Raw genomic sequence first — 1,485 nt, 5'->3', positions numbered from 1 at the left:
CCCCTACGGACCGGCCCCACCCCGTCCATGTCCCCCCAGGACGCTAAGCCGGAATCATCGACTCCGGACGACACTTATCCGGACATTACGAACTCTTTAGGCACTGGGAACACTGCCCTGAGCCCACAACTCACCCGTAACCTGTGGTCGCGACGACAAGGCCCCACGAGAGCGAGGCAGCACCCCATATGCCCCCCTTCGACATCCCCGAGGGCGACCCGTTCGGCCCGCACAATCTCCCCTACGGTGTGTTCTCCCCGGCCGGCTCCACGGACCGCCGGGTCGGCGTCCGGCTCGGCGATCACGTCCTGGACGCGGGCGCCGCTGCCGCCGCCCTCGGCTCCCCCTACGTCTCCGTACTGGCCCGCCCCACGCTCAACCCCCTTCTCGCCGCGGGCCGTACGACCTGGTCCGACATCCGCCGCGCCCTCACGGCCTGGGTCACCGTCCCGTCCCACCAGGACACCGTCGCCCCGCTCCTGCACCCCCTCTCCTCGGTGACACTGCACCTCCCCTTCGAGGTCGCGGACTACGTCGACTTCTACGCTTCCGAGAACCACGCCCGGAACGTCGGCCAGATCTTCCGCCCCGACGCCGCGGACTCCCTGACCCCCAACTGGAAGCATCTGCCGATCGGTTACCACGGCCGCTCGGGCACGGTCGTGGTCTCCGGCACCGAGGTCGTACGCCCCTCGGGCCAGCGCAAGGCCCCCACCGACCCGGCCCCGCTCTTCGGCCCGTCGGTCCGCCTGGACATCGAGGCGGAGGTCGGCTTCGTGGTGGGCACACCCTCGTCCATGGGCAGCCCGGTGGCCCTGTCCGCCTTCCGGGACCACGTCTTCGGCCTCTGCCTTCTGAACGACTGGTCCGCCCGTGACATCCAGGCCTGGGAGTACGTCCCGCTCGGCCCGTTCCTCGGCAAGTCCTTCGCCACGTCCGTGTCGGCGTGGATCACCCCGCTGGACGCTCTGGAGGATGCCCGGATCGCCCCGCCGGCCCGCACCCACGCCCTGCTTCCCTACCTCGACGACGCCGAGGAGGAGCCCGGCGGCTACGACCTGCGTATCTCCGTCGCCGTGAACGGCCACACCATCTCCGAACCCCCCTTCTCCACGATGTACTGGACGGCCGCACAGCAACTCGCCCACATGACCGTCAACGGTGCCTCCCTGCGCACCGGTGACCTCTACGGCTCGGGCACCGTGAGCGGCCCCACCGAACGGGAACGCGGCTCCCTCCTCGAACTCACCTGGAACGGCACGACCCCCCTCGACCTCCCCACCGGCAAGCTCGCCTTCCTGGAGGACGGCGACGAGGTCACCCTCACCGCCTGGGCCCCGGGTCCGAACGGCACCCGTGTAGGCCTGGGCGAGGTGACGGGCAGAATCGCTCCGGCGAGCTGAACCGGAGCGCCGGTGAGCAGCGGGCGGGGCCGGCGATCCGGCGCCGGGAGAGAAACGGACGCGCCCCGGCCCCTCCCCGCAC

Annotated in this window: 1 protein-coding gene; it reads left to right on the top strand. The window is 70.8% G+C overall.

The window, feature by feature from the left end; genetic code table 11:
* Nucleotides 1-188: 188 nt before the first annotated feature.
* Nucleotides 189-1,403: a fumarylacetoacetase gene (gene fahA, locus AOK08_RS41830; protein ID WP_055535809.1), complete on the top strand. Its 1,215-nt coding sequence runs from the start codon at nucleotides 189-191 to the stop codon at nucleotides 1,401-1,403.
* Nucleotides 1,404-1,485: the final 82 nt, after the last annotated feature.

The organism is Streptomyces graminilatus (assembly GCF_001418565.1).
Classification (GTDB): domain Bacteria; phylum Actinomycetota; class Actinomycetes; order Streptomycetales; family Streptomycetaceae; genus Streptomyces; species Streptomyces graminilatus.
Note: the sequence above shows the minus strand (reverse complement) of the source record. Positions and strands in the feature narration are given on the sequence as shown.

What these genes read in the sequence shown, in the direction of transcription:
- fahA (WP_055535809.1), top strand. Translation starts at nt 189, where the DNA reads ATGCCCCCCTTCGACATCCCCGAGGGCGACCCGTTCGGCCCGCACAAT.